This window comes from Burkholderia sp. BCC1972, from assembly GCF_905339605.1.
Lineage (GTDB): Bacteria > Pseudomonadota > Gammaproteobacteria > Burkholderiales > Burkholderiaceae > Burkholderia.
This window is the reverse complement of record NZ_CAJPGH010000002.1, coordinates 21,556-39,272: the sequence shown is the minus strand read 5'-3', so window position 1 is coordinate 39,272 and position 17,717 is coordinate 21,556. Positions and strand designations below refer to the sequence as shown.

The following is a 17,717-nucleotide window of genomic DNA, read 5'->3' as shown; positions in this document are numbered from 1 at the left end:
CGCCGATGCGCGGCGCGTCGGGAGATCACGCCGCGCCGAGATCGGCGAGCGGATGCGCGAACAGCTTCCACGGCGACGTCAGGAAATGCCGCACGCGTTCGGCACGCACTTCGACGAGCGACGCGGGCGCCCAGCGCGGCTTGCGATCCTTGTCGACGAGATGCGCGCGCACGCCTTCGCAGAAGTCGCCTTCCTCGATCGCGCGTGCCACGATGCCGAGCTCCATCCGGAACGATTCGGCGAGCGTCATCTGCCGGCCGCGCAGCAGCGCCTCGCGCGTCACCGAGAGCATCGTCGGCGAATGGCTCGCGAGCGCATCGAGCGTCGCCTGCAGCCATTGACGGTGCTCGCGCGACAGCTCTTCACGCGCGAGATCCTGCGTGAGCGTCGCGACGATCCGCTCGACGGTCGAGCGCTTGTCGAAGTGACGGACGATCCACGGCATCTGGCTGTCGAGCGCCGCGTGCGGCACCACGTTGCACGGCGGCTCGAACACCTTGCGCAGCAGCGGCAGCGCATCGCTGTCCCACTTGACGCTTTCGATGCGCGTCTCGAACGTATCGAGCCATGCGGACGGCACGCACAGGTCCGCGAGCTTCGCGGTCAATGCATCGGCACCCGACAGCATCGCGCCGGTCAGCCCGACGTACAGCTCGAGTTCGACCGGCATGCGCGACAGGAAATGCGTCGCGCCGACGTCGGGCACGAGGCCGATGCGCGTCTCCGGCATCGCGATCCTGCTGCGCTCGGTCGCGACGCGCAGCGCCGCGCCCTGCGCGAGCCCCATGCCGCCGCCCATCGTCACGCCGTCCATCAGCGCGACCACCGGTTTCGGGAACGTGTGAATCGCGTAGTCGAGCCGGTATTCGTCGACGAAGAACGGCAGCCAGGTTTCGCGCTGCGCGACCATCCGGTACAGCGCACGCACGTCGCCGCCCGCGCAGAAACCCTTCTCGCCCGCGCCGCGCAGCACGACCGCGACGATCTGGCTGTCGTCGCGGCAGCGCTCGAACAGCGCGGCCAGCTCGCCGATCATCGCGTACGACAGCGCGTTGAGCGCGGCCGGACGGTTCAGCGTGATCAGCGCCACGCGGTTCACCACGCGGAACAGCACCTCGGGCGCGTGCTCCGCGAATGCGTCGCGACTCGTGACCGGCGTGCTCATCGTTGCGGCTCCCCGTCGGTCTGCCACTGCGGCGCGCGCTTGCCGAGGAACGCGGCCACGCCTTCGCGCGGCTCGTTCGTCTCGAACAGGTCGACGAAGCGTTCGCGCTCGACCGCGAGCGCCGCGCTGCGCGGCACGCCACGGCGCGCGAGGCCGATCAGTTCCTTGCTGTACGCGACCGCGTGCGGGCTCTGCCGCGCGACGTTGCGCGCCAGCGCCAGCGCCGCATCGCGTGCGCCGCCGCTCTCCACCACGTCCTCGACGAGGCCGATCCGCAGCGCGGTGGCCGCGTCGACGCGCGCGCCGGTCAGGATGATCTTCTTCGCCCAGCCTTCGCCGACGAGCCAGGGCAGCGTCTGCGTGCCGAGCCCGCACGGCAGCAGGCCGACCGACGGCTCGGGCAGCGCCATCTGCGCATGCGTCTCGGCGATCCGCAGGTCGCACGCGAGCGCGCATTCGAGCCCGCCGCCCATCGCATAGCCGTTGATCGCGGCGATCGTCACGACGCGCGCGTCGTGCAGCGCCTCGAACGCCGCACCGAAGCGCGACGCCATCTCGCGCGCGACCGCGCGATCGCCGTCGGCGAACGTGTTGAGATCGGCGCCCGCGCTGAAGAACTTCGGGCCGTCGCCGGTGATCACCAGTGCGCGCACGCGCGGGTTCGCATTCAGATCCGCGACGGCTGCCTGCAATTGCTGCAGCCCTTGCGCGGTAAACGCGTTCGCAGGCGGACGCTTGAGCGTCGCGCACGCGATCGCGCCGTCGTCGACGTAGTCCAGTTCGATCATCATGCGTCCTTCTTCGTTGCCGGTTGATACAGGCGGATCACCGCCGAGAAATCGAGCTGGCCGTCGCCGCGGCTGCTCATCGTCTGGTACAGCTGCTGCGCGAGCGCGCCGAGATAGACGGGCTGGCGCGCCTGCTTCGCCGCGTCGTTCGCGAGGCCGAGATCCTTCAGCATCAGGTCGGTGCCGAAGCCGCCCGAGTAGCCGCGCGACGACGGCGCGGTCTCGATCACGCCCGGATACGGGTTGTAGGTGTCCGAACTCCAGCAGCGGCCCGTCGACGTGTTGACGATGCCGGCCAGCACCTTCGGGTCGATGCCGAGCGCGACGCCGAGCGACATCGCCTCGGACACGGCCGCCATCGAGATGCCGAGCACGAGGTTGTTGCAGACCTTCGCGACCTGCCCCATGCCCGTCGCGCCGCAATGGACGATGTTCTTGCCCATGCCGGCGAGCACCGGCTTCACGCGCTCGAAATCCGCGTCGCTGCCGCCGACCATGAAGGTCAGCGTGCCGGCTGCCGCACCGCCGGTGCCGCCCGACACCGGCGCATCGACGAACGCGCCGCCGTGCTCGCGCACCAGCGCGCCGAATGCCTGCGCGCTGGCCGGGTCGATCGTGCTCGAATCGATCACGGTCGCGCCCGCGCCGAGGCCAGCCAGCACGCCGTTCTCGCCGGACAGCACGGAGCGCACGTGCGGCGCGGCCGGCAGCATCGTGATCACGAACGTCGCGCCCGACGCCGCATCGCGCGGCGACGCGGCCGCCTGCGCGCCGGCGTCCTGCAGCGCGCGCAATGCGTCGGCGCTCAGGTCGAACGCGTGCACGTCGTGGCCGGCTTTCAGCAGGTTCAGCGCCATCGGCGCGCCCATGTGGCCGAGGCCGATAAATCCGATTTTCATGTTCGTTTCCTCCGTCGCTCAATGCAGCCGGATCGTCGTGTTCACCGGGCCGGCCGTCGTGTCGTCGTCGAACCAGCGCGCGGTGACCGTCTTGGTCTGCGTGTAGAACTGCACGACCTGCTTGCCGTACGGGCCGAGATCGCCGAGCTTCGAGCCGCGCGAGCCGGTGAAGCTGAAGAACGGCACCGGCACCGGGATCGGGATGTTGATGCCGACCTGGCCGATGTCGATCTCGCTCTGGAACCTGCGGGCCGCCGCGCCGCTCTGCGTGAACAGGCCGACGCCGTTGCCGAACGGGTTCGCGTTGACGAGCGCGATCGCTTCGTCGAGCGTGTCGACTTCCATCACGACCAGCACGGGGCCGAAGATTTCATGCGTGTAGACCGACATGTCGGTGGTCACGCCCGAGAAGATCGTCGGGCCGATGAAGTTGCCGTGTTCGTAGCCGTCCACCTTCACGCCGCGGCCGTCGAGTTCGAGCTTCGCGCCTTCCTTCACGCCCGCCTCGACCAGCGACAGGATGCGTTCCTTCGCGGCCTTCGACACGACCGGCCCGACGTCCGTGCCGGCTTCCGCACCCGCATTGACCTTCAGCGCCTTCGCCTTCGCGACGAGGTCCGGCAGCCAGTCGCGCGCACGGCCGACGAGCACCGCGACCGAGGTCGCCATGCAGCGCTGGCCGGCCGCGCCGAAGCCCGCGCCGACGAGCGCATTGAGCGCCTGCTCGCGGTTCGCGTCAGGCAGGACGATCGCGTGGTTCTTCGCGCCCATCATCGACTGCACGCGCTTGCCGTGCGCGCTGCCGAGGTTGTACACGTGCGTGCCGACCGCCGTCGAGCCGACGAACGAGATCGCCTTCACGAGCGGATGCGTGCAGATCGCATCGACGACTTCCTTGCCGCCGTGCACGACGTTCAGCACGCCTTTCGGTACGCCGGCCTCGATCGCGAGTGCGACGAGTTCCATCGTCGACATCGGATCCTGTTCCGACGGCTTCAGCACGAACGTGTTGCCGCACACGATCGCCATCGGGAACATCCACAGCGGAATCATCGCGGGAAAGTTGAACGGCGTGATGCCCGCGCACACGCCGAGCGGCTGGCGCAGCGTGTAGGTATCGACGCCGCCCGCGACGTTCTCCGCGAATTCGCCGAGCTGCAGCGTGCCGACCGAGCACGCATGCTCGACGACTTCGAGGCCGCGGAAGATGTCGCCTTCGGCGTCGGGGATCGTCTTGCCCTGCTCGGCCGTCAGCGTCTTCGCGATGCGCTGCAGGTTCGTGCGCACGAGATCCTGGAACTTCAGCATGATGCGCATGCGCGCGGAAATCGGCGTGTTCTTCCACGTCGCATACGCGGTATGCGCGGCCTGCACGGCCGCGTCGACTTCCGCGACGGTCGCGAACGGCACGCGCGCGAGCACCTGCTGCGTCGCCGGGTTGACGATGTCGCGCCACTCGCGGGTGGCGGACTCGACGAAGGCGCCGTCGATCAGCAGCTTGACCGTCGGCACGTCTTGCCCTTCACGGGGCGTCGGATTCGCGTTCATCAGCGTTCTCTCCTTGCAGTGGGCCGCGGCGTAGCGTCATGCCGCCGTGCGGCCGGTTCAGTTCGGCTGCGGGCGGCCGCCGCGACATGCGGCGCGCGCGGCCCGCGGTCACGTCATTTCAGTTCAGCAGCAAAATCCTCTTCCCAGTACTCGCCCGGCATGCGCGCGCTCGCGTCGTCGCCGCGTTCGATCTCGCGGCGGCGCAGCTCGACGCGGCGGATCTTCCCCGAGATCGTCTTCGGCAGCTCCGCGAACTGCAGGCGGCGGATGCGCTTGTACGGCGCGAGCTTCTCGCGCGAGAAACGGAAGATCTCCAGCGCGAGTTCGGGGCTTTCCTCGTAGCCCTGCCGCAGCGTGATGAAGGTCTTCGGCACCGACAGCCGCACGGGGTCGGGGCTCGGCACGACGGCCGCCTCGGCGATCGCCGGATGCTCGATCAGCACGCTCTCGAGTTCGAACGGGCTCAGCCGGTAGTCGGACGACTTGAATACGTCGTCCGCGCGGCCGATGTACACGTAGTAGCCGTCATCGCGGCGCATCGCGATGTCCGACGTGCGGTAGTGGCCGTCGCGCATCGCGTGGGCCGTCGCGTCGGGATTGTTCGCGTAGCCGGTCATCAGCCCGACCGGGCGCGTGACGTCCGCGCCGATCGGCAGCGCGACTTCGCCTTCGGTCACCGGCGCGCCGTCCGGGTCGAGCAGCGCGATCCGGTAGCCGGGCAACGGCCGGCCCATCGAGCCCGCGACAACCGGCTGGCCCGGCGAGTTGCCGATCAGGCAGGTCGTCTCGGTCTGGCCGTAGCCGTCGCGAATCGAGATGTTCCACGCCTTCTTCACGCGCTCGATGATCTCGGGATTCAGCGGCTCGCCCGCGCCGACGATCTCGCGCAGCTTCACGTCGAACGACGCGAGCGGCTGCTGCACGAGCATGCGCCACACGGTCGGCGGCGCGCACAGCGTCGTCACCCGGTATTTGACGAGCGCATCGAGCACGACCTTCGGCTCGAAGCGCGCGTAGTTGAAGGCGAACACGCAAGCCTGCGCATTCCACGGCGCGAAGAAGCAGCTCCATGCATGCTTCGCCCAGCCCGGCGAGCTGATGTTCCAGTGGATGTCGCCCGGCTGCAGGCCGACCCAATACATCGTCGACAGATGGCCGACCGGATAGGTGCGGTGCGTGTGCTCGACGAGCTTCGGCTTCGACGTCGTGCCCGACGTGAAGTACAGCAGCATCGGATCGTTGGCGTGCGTGACGGCGTCCGGCTCGAATACGGCGCTCGCCGCGTAGCCGTCGTTCATCGCGAGCCAGCCCGCGCGCGGCGCGCCGGCGACGATCTTCTGCGCGAGGCCGAGGTCAGGCTGTTCGAATTTCGCGGTTTCGTTCTCGTCGACGATCACGTATTTCGCGCCGCCGATCTGCACGCGGTCGCGCACGTCGTCGGGCGACAGCTGCGTGGTGGCAGGCAGCACGATCGCGCCGAGCTTCATCGCGGCGAGCATCGCGTCCCACAGCTCGACACGGTTCGGCAGCATCAGCAGGATGCGGTCGCCGCGTACGACGCCGATCGATCGCAGCCAGTTCGCGATCCGCGACGAACGCTCGGACATCTGCGCGAACGAATACGGATCGCCCGTGCCGGTTGCCGCATCGACGATCCACAGCGCGGGCTGGTCGTTGCCGCGCGCCATCGGGTCGAAGTAGTCGAGCGCCCAGTTGAACGCATCGAGCACCGGCCATTCGAAATCGCGGTACGCGGTCTCGTAGTCGGTGCGATGGCGCAGCAGAAAGTCGCGTGCGTTCAGGAATGCCTGTACCGTCATGTGTCGTCTCCGTCCAGTCTCCATGCCCAGCGGTCAACCGGCGCCTGTGCTGCAGCACATGCCCGGTTCCGTGTTGCACGGCGCACGGTCACGTCGTTGCGTGCCGCGTTCACCGCGCTGCCCTCGTGCCCTGCCTGACGTTTCAAACGGTGCGACCGGCGCGCGTCAAAGCTGCCGCGCGATCACCATCCGCTGCACTTCGCTGGTGCCTTCGTAAATCTGCGTGATGCGCGCGTCGCGATAGTGACGCTCGACTTCGTAATCGACCAGGTAGCCGTAGCCGCCGTGGATCTGGATCGCATCCGAACATACGCGCTCGGCCATCTCGGACGCGAACAGCTTCGCCTGCGACGCTTCCGACAGGCACGGCAGGCCGGCCGTGCGCAGCTTCGCCGCGTGATGCACGAGCAGGCGCGCGGCGTTGATCTGCACGGCCATGTCGGCGAGCTTCTGCTGGATCGCCTGATGCTCGGCGATCGGCTTGCCGAACTGCACGCGCTCGCCCGCATAGCGGCGCGCCTTGTCGAACGCGGCGCGCGCGATGCCGAGCGCCTGCGCGGCGATGCCGATGCGGCCGCCTTCGAGGTTCGACAGCGCGATCTTCAGCCCTTCGCCGCGGTTGCCGAGCAGGTTTTCCTCTGGGATAGCGCAGTTCTCGAAGGTGATCGGGCACGTATCCGACGCGCGGATGCCCATCTTCTTCTCCGGCTTGCCGACGATGAAGCCCGGCGTGTCGGTCGGCACCAGGAACGCGGAAATGCCGCGCTTGCCGGCTTCCGGGTCGGTCATGGCAAAAACGATCGCGACACCGGCGCGCTGGCCGTTGGTCACGAACTGCTTCGCGCCGTTCAGCACCCATTTGCCGTCGCGCAGCTCCGCACGCGTGCGCAGGTTGTTCGCCTCGGAACCGGCCTGCGGCTCGGTCAGGCAGAACGCGCCGATCACGCGGCCCGCCGCCATGTCGGCCAGCCAGCGATCCTTCTGCGCGGGCGTGCCGAAGCCGAGGATCGGCCCGCAGCCGACCGAGTTGTGCACGCTCATCATCGTCGCGCAGGCGGCGTCGCCGGCTGCGACCTCTTCCATCGCCAGCGCGTAGGCCACGTAGTCCGTATACGAACCGCCCAGCTCCTGCGGCACGATCATCCCGAGCAGGCCGAGTTCGCCGAGCTGCGCGACGATCGCGTCCGGCAGGTGCGCGTCGTGGTCCCACTGCGCCGCGTACGGCGCCAGCATCTCGGTCGCAAAGGCGCGCGCGGCGTCGCGGATCATCCGCTGGTCTTCGGTGTAAAGCTCGTCCATGGTGCTGCTGTCTCCCGCGGCCGCCGGGCGCGACCGTCCTTGCGTTTCGATGCAACAAGTGTAGGCAAGCCCGTGCGACTGTTCGATGCTCGCGTCGCTCATTTACACTGAGCGTTTTTGCCACACCGGCGACACCGATGAAGCAGGAAGACAAGGGAACCGTGGCGATCAGCCTCGTCGCTTACAGCGTCGCGCTCGCCACGCGGCGCGGCGTCGCGGCCGAGCCGCTGCTCGCGCAGGCCGGCATCGCGCCCGCGCTGCTCGAGCAGCCGCGCGCACGCGTGTCCGCGCAGCAGTACGGCGCGCTGTGGAATGCGATCGCGCGCACGATGGACGACGAGTTTTTCGGGCAGGATCGCCACCCGATGCGCAGCGGCAGCTTCATCGCGATGAGCCAGTCCGCGCTGTCCGCGCGCGACGGGCTGCACGCGATGGCGCGCGCGGTGAATTTCATGCACTGCGTGCTCGACGACCTGCACGCGGAGCTCGACGCGAACCCGCAGCGCGTGCGGCTGCGCTTCGTGCACCGCAACAACGGCGCGACGCCCGCGATGTTCACGTACGCGACCTATTTCATCATCGTGTACGGGCTGACCTGCTGGCTGATCGGGCGCCGCATTCCGCTGCTGCACGCGGGCTTCCGCTGCGACACGCCGCCCGCCGACCACGAATACCCGTCGATGTTCTGCGACGACATGCGGTTCAACGAGCCCGATTCGTATGTCGATTTCGATCCCGAATTCGCGACGCTGCCGGTCGTGCAGAACGCGAAGACGCTGAAGACGTTCCTGCGCAACGCGCCGGCCAGCTTCATCGTCAAGTACCGCAACCCGAACGCGCTCGCTCAGCGCGTGCGCGCGGTGCTGCGCGGGATGCCGCCCGCCGCCTGGCCGGGCGCGGGCGGGATGGCCGCGCGGCTGCACGTGGCCGAGGCCACGCTGCGGCGCAAGCTGCACCAGGAAGGCCAGGCCTACCAGTCGATCAAGGACACGCTGCGGCGCGATCTCGCGTTCGAGGCGCTGGCCGACCCCGCGCGCACGATCGCCGATGTCGCCGCGGCAACCGGTTTCGCGGAGCCCAGCGCGTTCTACCGCGCGTTCCGCAAATGGAGCGGGCGCAGCCCGGCCGACTATCGCGACGAAGTACTCGCGCGCGGCGGCGGCGCGGTCTGAATCGGGCCGGCACGGCCGCGGCTTCGCGCTTTCCGCCGAAACCGCCTAATCTTTAAGCATCGGGCCCACGCCCTTTCCGCGAGCCGGACGGCGCGCGTCCGCGCGCGCCGCCCGGACGTCCCGATGCGCTTTCACCGTCATGAGCCGCCGCCGGCGCCTGCCGCGCCCGACGGCCGCCCCCGTCACCCGCTGTCCGCGCGGGTCGCGCGCGCCGCGCTGTTCGCGGCGCTGCTCGTCGTGTGCGCCGCCGTCGCCGCGCCACTGCCGGCCGACGCACCCGGCGCGCGCCCGGTCGTCGTGATCCCCGTCAACGGCGCGATCGGCCCGGCCAGCGCCGATTTCATCGTGCGCTCGCTCGATCGCGCCGCCCGCGGGCACGCGCCGCTCGCGATCCTGCAGCTCGACACGCCCGGCGGGCTCGACACGTCGATGCGGCAGATCATCAAGGCGATCCTCGGCTCGCCGGTGCCGGTCGCCGCGTTCGTCGCGCCGGGCGGCGCGCGGGCCGCGAGCGCGGGCACCTATATCGTGTACGCGAGCCACTTCGCGGCGATGGCGCCCGGCACCAATCTCGGCGCGGCGTCGCCCGTGCAGTTCGGCATCGGCGGCGCCGCGCCGCCGGGCGGAAACCCGGCGGCACCGCGGCCGACCGGCGCAGCGGGCGCATCCGGCGCGTCGGATGCATCCGCCACCGCGGCCGCGCTGCCGACCGATACGCAATCGACCGAAATCCGCAAGGCGATGCAGGACGCCTCCGCCTATATCCGCGGCCTCGCGCAGCTGCGCGGACGCAATGCCGAATGGGCCGAGCGCGCGGTACGCGAAGCCGTCAGCCTGTCGGCCAGCGAAGCGCGCGCGCAGCACGTGGTCGACCTGATCGCGCAGGACCCTGCCGACCTCGCGCGCCAGCTCGACGGCCATGGCGCGACGACCACCGCCGGCACGGTGCGGCTCGCGACCGCGCATGCGCCGCTCGTCGTGCTCGCGCCCGACTGGCGCAGCCGCTTCCTCGCGATCATCGCCGATCCGAACGTCGCGCTGATCCTGCTGACGATCGGCATCTACGGCCTGTTCTTCGAATTCGCGAACCCCGGTTTCGTGCTGCCGGGCGTCGCCGGCACGATCTGCCTGCTGGTCGGGCTGTTCGCGATGCAGTTGCTGCCGATCAGCTATGCGGGCCTCGGCCTCGTGCTGCTCGGCCTGGGCTGCCTCGTCGCCGAGGCGTTCCTGCCGACCTTCGGCGTGCTCGGTTTCGGCGGGATCGTGTCGTTCACGATCGGCGCGCTGATGCTGATCGACACCGACGTGCCCGGCTACGGGATCCCGTGGCCCGTGATCGCGAGCCTCGCGCTCGGCGGCGGGCTGCTCGTCGCGGGCGTGTCGAGCGTCGCGCTGCGCGCACGGCGCCGGCCGGTCGTGACGGGCGCCGAGGCGATGCTCGGCAGCATCGGCGAAGTGCTCGACGACGGCCTCCATCCGGACCAGCCGCATGGCGCGGCCGGCGCCGTTGCGTCGGCCGCCGGCTGGGCGCTCGTGCACGGCGAGCGCTGGCGCGTGGCGAGCAGCGCGCCCCTGGCCGCCGGCTGCCGCGTGCGCGTCACCGGCCGCCAGGGGCTGACGCTGACCGTCGCGCCGCTCTACGACATGCCGATACCGCAGCCAACCCAGGGAGAACCTTCATGATCGGTTACACGTTCGGCTTCAGCAGCGTCCTGATCGTCTTCGTCGTGGTGCTCGTCGCGTCGTCGATCCGCATCTTCCGCGAGTACGAACGCGGCGTCGTGTTCATGCTCGGCCGGTTCTGGAAAGTGAAAGGGCCGGGGCTCGTGCTGATCATCCCGATCGTCCAGCAGGTCGTGCGGATCGACCTGCGCACCGTCGTGTTCGATGTGCCCGCACAGGACGTGATCACGCGCGACAACGTGTCGGTGAAGGTCAATGCGGTCGTGTATTTCCGCGTCGTCGACCCGGAGAAGGCCGTGATCCAGGTGGCGCGCTTCTTCGAGGCGACGAGCCAGCTCGCGCAGACGACGCTGCGCGCGGTGCTCGGCAAGCACGAACTCGATGCGCTGCTCGCCGAGCGCGAGCAACTGAACGCGGATATCCAGAAAACACTCGACGCGCAGACCGATGCGTGGGGGATCAAGGTGTCGACGGTCGAGATCAAGCACGTCGACCTGAACGAGACGATGATCCGCGCGATCGCGCGGCAGGCCGAAGCCGAGCGCGAGCGGCGCGCGAAGGTGATTCACGCGGAAGGCGAACTGCAGGCGTCGGAGAAACTGCTGCAGGCCGCGCAACGCCTTGCGCTGCAACCGCAGGCGATGCAGCTGCGCTATCTGCAGACGCTGACGACGATCGCCGCGGACAAGAATTCGACGATCGTGTTTCCGCTGCCGGTCGATCTGCTCGGGGCGTTGCTGGATCGGCTGGGCCCGCCGCGCGAGCGTTGACACGCAACGCGTGGCGGCCCGCACGGCGCCGCAGCGGTCGATGCAGATACAGATGCCGATGGGCGCGGAGCTGCGACGGCCGGGCGGCCGGTTGCCCGCCGCCCGGCCCGCGTCAGGCCAGCAGCTTGCGCTCGGCCTTGCCGTACTTGATCGACTTCTCGTCGGGGATCATCAGGCCCGTGTGCTCGTCGCGGCCCTGCAGCAGGAAGCGCGCGTCCGGGTTGCCGATCTGTTCGGCCGCGAGCTTGCTGTCCGCGCCGATCTCGCCCTTCTTCATCCGGTTGACGATCACGCCGGCGGCCGTGTCCTTGAAATCGCGCAGCATCCACGCGTCGCCGTCGCTGTCGCCGAACACCAGCAGCGGGCCGTAGCCCTTCTTCGACGCGAGGACGTTGCGGATGCCCACCGTCTTGCCGGGCCCCCAGTTGAAATGCCAGCCGGCCGGATAGGTGCTCGTGTACTTGCCGTCCTGCATGTCGAGACGCAGGCCGATCACGTTCTCGGGCGGCACGCCGTAGCCATAGTTCGGATTGCCGGCGAACACGCGCACGACGTCGTCGAGCGACGCGGTGCTCACGTACACGTCGATGCCGTTCGCACGCAGCGTATGCATCACCGCGCGGATTTCCTCGTGAATGCGGATGCCATGGAAATGCGTATCGGCCACCACGCCGGCCTTGCCCGGCAGCGTCTTCGGGCTTTCGTAGCGGACCTTGCGCAGCGCGTCGCCGATCCCGTAGTTGTTCGACGCTTCCGCCATCGCCTGCAGCTCGGCGGTCGTCATGTTCTTGTAGAAGTAGATGATCCACTTGTAGCCGACTTCGAGCGGATGCGTGTCGCAGATCGCGTCGTACATGAAGTACAGCTTCGCGCGAAAATCCTTGAACTGGTCGGTCTCGCGAATCTCGTCGAGGCTCTTGTCGCCGCCGAGGCCCTTGTAGTTCGCATGGAGCCAGCGGTAGTCGGACTCCACGTCGGCGGCGAGGTCCTCCATCGTCACCGGCTTGCCGTCGATCGTCGTGTAGTCCTTCATGAACGCGCCCTTGGGCACGTCCTTCCACATCACGGCGACGAACTCGTCCGGCGTCAGCTTGTACTGCAGATGGTTGATCTGGTACATCAGCAACGCCTCTTCGCAGTCGTTCATGATGCACGTGTTGTCCCAGTCGAACACCGCATACGGGCGGCGCTTTCCGTCGTAGCGCGCGCTCGCGACGCCATGCTGGTCGAGCACCGCCTGCAGGCGCGCGGCGTTGAACGGCGACCAGCGGCCCGGGTCCAGCGCGTCCGGCACGGTTGCGCTCTTCGCGCCGGCCAGGCCGGCCTTGAGCATCAGCGGCGTCGCAGCGGTCGCCGCGGCAAGGGTGTTCATGAACTGACGGCGTTGCATGGTCTCTCCGTTGAAATGTCGAATCGGCTTCGGTCGCTGCCCCGCGCGACGCGCGGCACATCGGCCCTGCGAAGCCGCAAAGGCTTCGAATCGGGGCGGATGATGTGACGAAATTATTTCGGCAATTTGACAGCGTCGCGCTGCGACACGACGGAGAGTTGATCCGGCACGACATCCGGGGTCCGCGCCAGGCCTCGCGTGGCGCTCGCCGGCCGGCGCCCCCGGCTCGAGACGCGTGCGCAGCAACGGCCATCCGGCCCCCACCGCCCGAAACCTAGAGCGTCCCCTCCATTTCGGCCCTTCATTAGGAGAAATCCTCACCTCCGGGGGCTGGCGCACGACGTCGAACCGGCTATGATTGTTACATCATTCAATGGCACATTAAATGCTGACTGAATAATCCGCCCCAGGATCGCCGGTGGATGCATTCCAGATCAGCGCCCCGCCTTGCACCGGACCCGCGCCGCGCCGAGACGCAAACGCGGGCCGACACATGGAGACGCATCATGCCCGACCACCATCCGCTGCCGGAAGTCCACCTCGACGAATTGCCGCAATTCCGCGCGGTCCAGCAGCTGGCGTACCGCTGCGTCGAAACCGTCGGCGCGATGCTCTACCCCGGCATCACCGAGAAGGAAGCCGCGCGCCTCCTGACCGAATGGCTGCAGGACAACGGCGTGCACGACTGGCTGCACAAGCCGTTCGCGTGGTTCGGCGACCGCACCGCGTTCGAAGGCTTCTCGGGCCTCAAGCACATGGGCGGCTTCAATCTCGCGTTCTTCCCGAGCAACCGCCAGCTCGAAACCGACATGCCGGTGATCCTCGACGTCGCGCCGGTGCTCGACGGCATCGTCGCCGACGTCGGCTACGCGCACTGCCTCGGCCACAACCCCATCCTCGAACAGCTGCAGGACGACCTGATGGACCATCGCGAGATGATCGTGCGGCTCGTGAAGGCGCGCCGGCCGATGGCCGAGGTCGCGCAGGAAGTCGACGCGCTGTGCCGCCGCCAGGGCGTCGAGCCGCGTCACAAGGCCTATCCGTTCAAGGTGCTCGCGCATCGCGTCGCGAAGATCCACAAGCTGTCGAAGCCGCGCTTCGTCGCGCGCTTCGGGCTGAACGCGACGCGCAACCTGCTGCTCGACCAGGGCCGCGCGGCGAAGCAGCAGGGCTGGTCGCCACTGTGGTCGATCGACCGCCGCTCCGAACACGCGCCGGTGCCGGGCCTGTGGGCCGTCGAGCCGCATCTCGGCTTCGCCGGCGTCGGCGCGAAATTCGAGGAACTGCTCGTGATCACCGACGACGACGCGTACTGGCTCGACGACGACCTGCCGCACGTGCGCCGCTGGCAGCGCCGCCAGGCCAAACGCACGCAGGCCGTCGCGACCGTGCCGGCCGCCGCCTGACGCACCTGCGCCTTCCTCCCGACTCCCTGAACGACGGACTCACGATGCAGCCTCTTTCCGACGAAGCGCCGCTGGCCCTGTTCGAATCGGTTCACAGCGAAACGGCGGTCGCCTCCGGCGACCTGACGCTCGCGGTCAGGACCTGGGGCGACCCCGCCCGCTCGCCGGTCGTGCTCGTGCACGGCTATCCCGACGACAGCAGCGTCTGGCAGCACGTCGCGCCGCTGCTCGCACGCAAGCACTACGTGATCGCGTACGACGTGCGCGGCGCGGGCCTGTCCGGCGTGCCGAAACGCACGGCCGACTATCACCTCGCGAAACTGACCGACGATTTCGTCGCGGTGATCGACGCGCTCTGCCCCGGCCGCGCGGTGCACCTGGTCGCGCACGACTGGGGCTCGATACAGGGCTGGGAATTCGTTACCGATGCGCGTCTCGCCGGCCGCATCGCGTCGTACACGTCGTGCTCGGGGCCGTGCCTCGACCACGTCGGCTTCTGGCTGCGCGAGCGCGTGCTGCGCCCGACGCCCGCATCGCTCGCCAAGCTCGGCGGCCAGCTCGTGCGCTCGTGGTACGTGTACCTGTTCCACCTGCCGTTCATTCCCGAGCTCGGCTGGCGGCTGTGGCTCGGCCGCGCGTGGCCGCGCCTGCTGCGCCGGCTCGAGAAGACGCCGGCCACGCCGCGCCCGACGCAGGCCGACGACGGCGCGCGCGGCGTGCGCCTCTATCGCGCGAACTTCATCCGCTGCCTGTTCGCGCCGCGCGAACGCCATGCGCACGCGCCCGTGCAGACGATCGTGCCGCTCGGCGACAAGTACGTGAGCCCCGCGCTGTCCGAAAACCTGTCGCGCTGGGTGCCGCAGTACTACCGTCGCGAAGTCGCGGCCGGCCACTGGCTGCCGCTTGCCGATCCCGCACGCTTCGCGGATCTCGCCGGACAAATGATCGACGCGGTCGAATCCGGCGACGAACCGCCCGCGCTCGCGAACGCACGCCGCCGTGCCACGAGCGGCCGTTTCAGCGGCAAGGTCGCGGTCGTCACCGGCGCGGGCAGCGGCATCGGCCGGTGCGCGGCGCTCGCGTTCGCCCGGGAAGGCGCGACGGTCGTCGCGTGCGACATCGACCTCGCGAGCGCCGAACGCACCGCGCTGCTGCTCGGATTGACCGGCGCGCAGGCGCACGCGAAACGCGTCGACGTCGGGTCCGCCGACGAGATGGAAGCGCTCGCGACGTGGGTCGGCAACGAACTCGGCGGCGCGGACATCGTGATCAACAACGCCGGCATCGGCATGGCCGGCGGCATCCTCGACACGAGCGCGCGGCACTGGGAGCGCATCCTGCACGTGAACCTGTGGGGCGTGATCCACGGCTCGCGGCTGTTCGCACAGCAGATGGCCGCGCGCGGCATCGGCGGGCACATCGTCAACACCGCGTCGGCTGCCGCGTTCGGGCCGTCGCGCGACCTGCCCGCCTACGCAACGACCAAGGCCGCCGTGCTGATGCTCAGCGAATGCATGCGCGCGGAACTCGCGGAGAAAGGCATCGGCGTGACGGCCGTGTGCCCGGGTTTCGCGGAAACCGGAATCATGGCGTCGACGCAATACGCGGGCGCCAACGCCCAGGACGAAGCACGGCTGCGCAAGCGCGCGACGAAGCTGTACCAGATGCGCGGCCTGAAACCCGAAACCGTCGCGCAGGCAATGGTCGACGGCGTGCTGCGCAACCGGCCCGTCGTCGCCGTCGGCGGCGAGGCGCACGCGATGCGTTTCGTCGGCCGCTTCATGCCGTGGCTCGGCCGGATGATCGCCCGCGTCAGCATGGCATCGCATTGACGGCGCATGGCGCCGCACAGGGAGACAACATGACCGATACCGCCGACTATCACAAGATCAAGGCCCGGCACGTGAAGTTCGACTTCAGCGACACGCCGATTACCTGGGTGCCGAACGATCCGGGCAGCACGCACATCATCAACACGCTGAACCTGCTGTTCCCGGAAGGCGAGCTGTGGTTCTGCCGCGTGTACAACAAGGCGCTGCCGCTGATCACCGATGCGCGCCTGCGCGACGAGGCCGAAGGCTTCCTGCGCCAGGAAGCCGTGCATTCACGCTCGCACGGCGGCGTGCTGAAGCACTACTACGACCGGCACGGGATCGACACGAAGCCGTTCACGCAGAAGCTCAATCGCCTCTTCACGCGCGTGCTCGGCGAGCAGCCGCTCGGGCTGAAGATCGGCCATACGCGCTTCTGGCTGCGGCAGCAGCTGGCCGTCATCGCGTCGCTCGAGCACTTCTTCGGCTATCTCGGCAACTGGGTGCTCAACGCGCACGGGCTCGACGAAGGCCGTGCCGACCCGACGATGGTCGACCTGCTGCGCTGGCACGGCGCCGAGGAAGTCGAGCACCGCACCGTCGCGTTCGACATCTACCGGCACCTGGGCGGCAACTATCCGGAGCGCTGCGTGCACATGGCGTTCGTGATCCTGCTGCTGCTCTACTACATCACGACCGGCGCGAAGTTCATGTACCGGCGCGACCCGGACGCCGGCCGCTATCCGGGCTTCGTACGCGCGTGGTGGCAGGGTTCGCGACGCGGGCACCTGCCGTCGTTCTGGAAGGTGATCGGCGCGGCGCTGCGCTATTTCAGGCCGGGCTATACGCCGCACCACGAAGGTTCGACCGAGCAGGCGCTCGCCTACCTCGCGCGCTCGCCGGCCGCGCAGGCGGCCGCGCACGGCGGCAACTGGGGCACGACGAAGGGCGCCTGACCGCGTTTCCGGCCGGTTCGGCGGGCGGCGCCCGCCGAAATGCGTACAATCGCGGCTTCAATTTCCCGGAGGTGCCGCGATGGCCATGAAGAAAACCGATCTCGAAAAGAACAAGGCGCTCAAACTGACGCACGCGATGAAGCAGTCCGGCTCCGCGCGTTTCGGCAAGGGTGCCGAAGAAGCGGTCAAGCTGGACCGCCGCGCGCAGCGCAAGCTCGACCAGGAACAGGGCCTCGTGCCGTTCGCGTGCAAGCTCAACGCCGAGCTCGTCGAACAGCTGAAGGCGCGTGCGGCCACGCACCCGGAAGGCATGACCGGCCTGCTGTCCGAGCTGCTCGTGAACGGCCTCGCGCAACGCGACGCGTAACCGCCACGTATCTCGAAATTTCCGTTGACAGCGCCGCGCCGCCACGACACACTCGTTCGCATGCCTATGCTCAAGCCCAACGCCATCGCGCATAAAACACGAGTGAACGCCCATGCGTGGCGATCACCGGGGGCGCTTGTGCGTTAGCATCGAGATTCAGTTGCGCATGTCACAAGGCCTCGCCGGAAACGGATGAGGCCTTTTGTTTTGGTGCGCGTCATCCCGCCCGGCTCAACGGATGGAGATGACGATGGACCAAGCAAGCCGGCTGGTTGTTTGTCGCGATCGGTGCCGCACCGACGCAATCGCATTGCCGAGAGTCGAGCTGCATTTCACGGTCGCGCCGCGCAGGACGCTGGCGTGGCGTGCCCAGCACGACGCCGAGATCCGCGTGCACGATGCGACGCTGTGGATCACGCGGCTGGGCAGCATCGACGATTACTGGATTCGAACCGGCGACGTGCTGCGCGTGCAGCGCGGCGATCGCATCTGGATCAGCACCGACGACGAGCGGCCCGCCGCAGCGTCGATCACGACTGCGTACCTGATGAAACGCGACGCGTGGCTTGCGCGTGCGCTCGCGCAGCTGCGCACGATGCTGGGCGAACGATGTCGATGACGTCCCGCGTGACGCATCTTGCAT

15 protein-coding genes are annotated in these 17,717 nt (G+C 68.7%); 8 read left to right on the top strand and 7 right to left on the bottom strand.

Annotation, left to right across the window (positions count from 1 at the left end; genetic code table 11):
- Positions 1-25 precede the first annotated feature (25 nt).
- The 6 genes from U5798_RS03685 to U5798_RS03660 form a co-directional block, all read right to left on the bottom strand.
- Complete coding sequence (locus U5798_RS03685; protein ID WP_322081236.1) at positions 26-1,165, bottom strand: enoyl-CoA hydratase/isomerase family protein; 1,140 nt, start codon at positions 1,163-1,165, stop codon at positions 26-28.
- Positions 1,162-1,953 (bottom strand): enoyl-CoA hydratase, encoded by a 792-nt coding sequence (locus tag U5798_RS03680; RefSeq protein ID WP_322081485.1) that lies wholly within the window; start codon positions 1,951-1,953, stop codon positions 1,162-1,164. Before U5798_RS03680 ends, U5798_RS03685 begins: the two co-directional genes overlap by 4 nt.
- Entirely contained in the window at positions 1,953-2,852 is a 900-nt protein-coding gene (mmsB, locus tag U5798_RS03675; protein ID WP_322081235.1) for a 3-hydroxyisobutyrate dehydrogenase, read from the bottom strand. Before mmsB ends, U5798_RS03680 begins: the two co-directional genes overlap by 1 nt.
- A gap of 18 nt (positions 2,853-2,870) precedes the next feature.
- Complete coding sequence (locus U5798_RS03670) at positions 2,871-4,400, bottom strand: CoA-acylating methylmalonate-semialdehyde dehydrogenase (RefSeq protein ID WP_322081234.1); 1,530 nt, start codon at positions 4,398-4,400, stop codon at positions 2,871-2,873.
- Positions 4,401-4,513: 113 nt separating this feature from the next.
- Positions 4,514-6,220 (bottom strand): AMP-binding protein, encoded by a 1,707-nt coding sequence (locus tag U5798_RS03665; RefSeq protein WP_322081233.1) that lies wholly within the window; start codon positions 6,218-6,220, stop codon positions 4,514-4,516.
- A gap of 165 nt (positions 6,221-6,385) precedes the next feature.
- Positions 6,386-7,519: an acyl-CoA dehydrogenase family protein gene (locus U5798_RS03660; RefSeq protein WP_322081232.1), complete on the bottom strand. Its 1,134-nt coding sequence runs from the start codon at positions 7,517-7,519 to the stop codon at positions 6,386-6,388.
- Positions 7,520-7,656: 137 nt separating this feature from the next.
- On the opposite strand from U5798_RS03660, the gene U5798_RS03655 reads away from it, so the two are divergent.
- From U5798_RS03655 to U5798_RS03645, 3 genes are all read left to right on the top strand, one after another.
- Positions 7,657-8,691 carry an AraC family transcriptional regulator gene (locus U5798_RS03655; RefSeq protein ID WP_322081231.1) on the top strand — a complete coding sequence of 345 codons (1,035 nt, stop codon included), beginning with the start codon at positions 7,657-7,659 and terminating at the stop codon, positions 8,689-8,691.
- Positions 8,692-8,814: 123 nt separating this feature from the next.
- Entirely contained in the window at positions 8,815-10,374 is a 1,560-nt protein-coding gene (locus U5798_RS03650) for a nodulation protein NfeD (protein WP_322081230.1), read from the top strand.
- Complete coding sequence (locus U5798_RS03645) at positions 10,371-11,144, top strand: slipin family protein (protein ID WP_124456609.1); 774 nt, start codon at positions 10,371-10,373, stop codon at positions 11,142-11,144. Before U5798_RS03650 ends, U5798_RS03645 begins: the two co-directional genes overlap by 4 nt.
- A 112-nt stretch (positions 11,145-11,256) precedes the next feature.
- On the opposite strand, the gene U5798_RS03640 is transcribed toward U5798_RS03645, so the two are convergent.
- Positions 11,257-12,534, bottom strand: coding sequence for a haloacid dehalogenase-like hydrolase (locus tag U5798_RS03640; protein ID WP_124456608.1), 1,278 nt, complete (start codon positions 12,532-12,534; stop codon positions 11,257-11,259).
- A 506-nt stretch (positions 12,535-13,040) separates the two neighbouring features.
- Between U5798_RS03640 and U5798_RS03635 the strand changes: the two genes are divergently transcribed.
- The 5 genes from U5798_RS03635 to U5798_RS03615 all read left to right on the top strand — a co-directional run bounded on the left by U5798_RS03635 (position 13,041) and on the right by U5798_RS03615 (position 17,693).
- Positions 13,041-13,940 carry a M24 family metallopeptidase gene (locus U5798_RS03635; protein WP_322081229.1) on the top strand — a complete coding sequence of 300 codons (900 nt, stop codon included), beginning with the start codon at positions 13,041-13,043 and terminating at the stop codon, positions 13,938-13,940.
- Between the two features lie 44 nt (positions 13,941-13,984).
- Positions 13,985-15,772 (top strand): SDR family oxidoreductase, encoded by a 1,788-nt coding sequence (locus U5798_RS03630; RefSeq protein WP_322081228.1) that lies wholly within the window; start codon positions 13,985-13,987, stop codon positions 15,770-15,772.
- A gap of 29 nt (positions 15,773-15,801) precedes the next feature.
- Positions 15,802-16,707: a metal-dependent hydrolase gene (locus tag U5798_RS03625; RefSeq protein ID WP_124456605.1), complete on the top strand. Its 906-nt coding sequence runs from the start codon at positions 15,802-15,804 to the stop codon at positions 16,705-16,707.
- Between the two features lie 79 nt (positions 16,708-16,786).
- Entirely contained in the window at positions 16,787-17,074 is a 288-nt protein-coding gene (locus tag U5798_RS03620) for a hypothetical protein (RefSeq protein WP_124456604.1), read from the top strand.
- A gap of 250 nt (positions 17,075-17,324) precedes the next feature.
- Complete coding sequence (locus tag U5798_RS03615; RefSeq protein WP_124456603.1) at positions 17,325-17,693, top strand: DUF2917 domain-containing protein; 369 nt, start codon at positions 17,325-17,327, stop codon at positions 17,691-17,693.
- Positions 17,694-17,717 lie beyond the last annotated feature (24 nt).